The sequence below is a fragment of the Pseudomonas sp. K5002 genome (genome assembly GCF_013386655.1).
GTDB lineage: Bacteria > Pseudomonadota > Gammaproteobacteria > Pseudomonadales > Pseudomonadaceae > Aquipseudomonas.
The window spans coordinates 1-2,116 of record NZ_JACARK010001264.1; the positions used below are offsets into that span (position 1 = coordinate 1).

The 2,116-nt window shown below is 62.1% G+C and carries 3 protein-coding genes and 1 pseudogene; all 4 read left to right on the forward strand.

What is annotated here, in order from left to right:
• Positions 1-223 (forward strand): annotated as a pseudogene (locus HX846_RS35505) (ABC transporter permease); the annotation flags it as partial.
• A 10-nt stretch (positions 224-233) separates the two neighbouring features.
• Positions 234-917: an HAD-IA family hydrolase gene (locus tag HX846_RS35510; protein WP_178967279.1), complete on the forward strand. Its 684-nt coding sequence runs from the start codon at positions 234-236 to the stop codon at positions 915-917.
• An 87-nt stretch (positions 918-1,004) separates the two neighbouring features.
• Complete coding sequence (locus tag HX846_RS35515) at positions 1,005-1,196, forward strand: hypothetical protein (RefSeq protein WP_023658809.1); 192 nt, start codon at positions 1,005-1,007, stop codon at positions 1,194-1,196.
• A 208-nt stretch (positions 1,197-1,404) separates the two neighbouring features.
• Positions 1,405-2,040, forward strand: a complete 636-nt coding sequence (locus tag HX846_RS35520) for a LysE family translocator (protein WP_008435048.1) — start codon at positions 1,405-1,407, stop codon at positions 2,038-2,040.
• The last annotated feature ends 76 nt before the right edge of the window (positions 2,041-2,116 follow it).

Genomic DNA, 2,116 nt, shown 5'->3' on the forward strand with positions numbered 1-2,116 from the left:
ACTGGATGCAATTGCCGCCGTGGTGCTGGGTGGCACCAGCCTGTTCGGCGGGCGCGGCAGCGTGGTAGGCACGGCGGTGGCGGTGATGCTGCTGCAGGTGTTGCGCAATATCTTCAACCTGCTGGGGCTGGGCTCGTTCTACCAGATGGCGATCACCGGGGTGATCATCGTGCTGGCGATTTTGCTCAACCGCTTGATCGACCATTACGCCGGGCGCACCTGAGGACACCGTGATGAATGCACCGCTACCCGCGCCGATCAAGGCCGTGATCTTCGACATGGACGGCCTGCTGCTCGACACCGAAGGCATCTACACCGAAGTCACCCAGCTGATTGCCGACCGCTACGGCCGCACGTTTGACTGGAGCATGAAGCAGAACACCATCGGCCTGGGGGCTTATGAACTGGCCAGCTATATCGTGCAGGCCGTGGACTTGCCGATGAGCCCCGAGACGTTCTTGCAGGAACGCACACCATTGATGAATGCGCGGTTTCCCCAGGCGGCGGCCATGGCCGGGGCCCAGGCGCTGGTGCGGCATTTGTCGGCCCACGGTGTGCCGATTGCGGTGGGTACCAGTTCGTCGCGGCACTATTTCGAACTGAAAACCACCTTGCACCGCGACTGGTTCTGCTTGTTCGATGCCATCGTCACCGCCGATGATCCTCAGGTAGGCGCTGCCAAGCCGGCGCCGGATATCTTCCTGGTGGCCGCCCAGCGACTGGGAGTGACGCCCGCTGAATGCCTGGTGTTCGAGGATTCGCCATTTGGCATCACTGCGGCCAAGGCGGCCGGGATGTACGCCGTGGCCATCCCGGACCCGGCGATGCCGCAGGAGAAGTTCCTGCATGCGGATGGAAGACTGCTGAGCCTGGAGGCGTTTGACCTCGCGCGATGGGGGTTGCCAGCCTACGGCTGACTCGACGTCCGGTAGGCTGCCTCGTCGTCAGCGGGTGTATGGTAGACCGGGCAAACACCTGGATTATCTCTGGAGAGAGAGGTGACTATGAGCACTCCCATGCTGAACAAGCTGCATCTCAACGGTTATGACATCGTGCAGGTCAACAGCGGCCCGTGGCGCGTCTGTACCAAGGCTGATCGCCTGGCATCCTTCGGTTCCCGTGAGCAGGCGCTGGCGTATGCCGCGGCGCTACCGGGGTACAAGGCACGGTCGAGGCCGGTCGCCAATGATGCATGAGCCATCAACAGCCTCGGTCAATCCGGGGCTTTTTATTGGCACCCAATTGAGCAATACATGACCGGTGGCGAGGGAGCTTGCTCCCGCTGGAGTGCGAAGCGCTCCCAGGATTTTGGGGCCGCTACGCAACCCAACGGGAGCAAGCTCCCTCGCCACACAGAGGATATGGTGGGATGATTCGCAGCTGATCAGCCCGTAGGAACCTGTCATGTCCCTGGCAACCTTATTTCTGTTCGTCATGATGAGCGCCGCGATTATCGCGATACCTGGCCCGACGGTTCTGTTGGCCCTGCAAAATGGTTCGCGCCATGGTTTGCAGGCGGCGTTCTGGGGCATGGCCGGGGCGGTGTTGGCCGACGCGTTGCTGGTGACGGCGGTGGCGTGTGGCCTGGGATTGCTGCTGGCGGCCAGCGAAGGGTTGTTTCAGGCGCTGAAATGGATCGGTTCGGCGTACCTCATCTGGATCGGCTGGCAGATGTTGCGATCACCCCAGGCGGCGTTGCCATCGGTGGGCGAAGGTGAGGATGGCGGCACCCGCTCGGCGAGTATTTTCACCCGCAGTTTCCTGGTGGCGATTTCCAATCCCAAGGCGTTGTTGTTCATGTCGGCATTCCTGCCGCAATTTGTCGACAGCACCCAGGCGCAACTGCCGCAGTACGCGTGCCTGTTGCTGGCGCTGTGCGTGCTCAATGTCAGCATCATGATGTTCTACGCGGTATGCGGGGCACGCTTGCTCAGTCGCCTGCGGCCCGCACATTTGCAGCATTTCAACCGTGGGGCGGGTGGGTTGTTGATGACGATGGGCGTGCTGTTGGCCGCTTACCGTCGTGCCCCGGCTGCGTAACTTAAACGAATGGCTGGCCGTGGAACCCGCGTGGCAAGCGCTGACGGCCTGGCAGGTCGGTCAGGCGCTGGGTCCA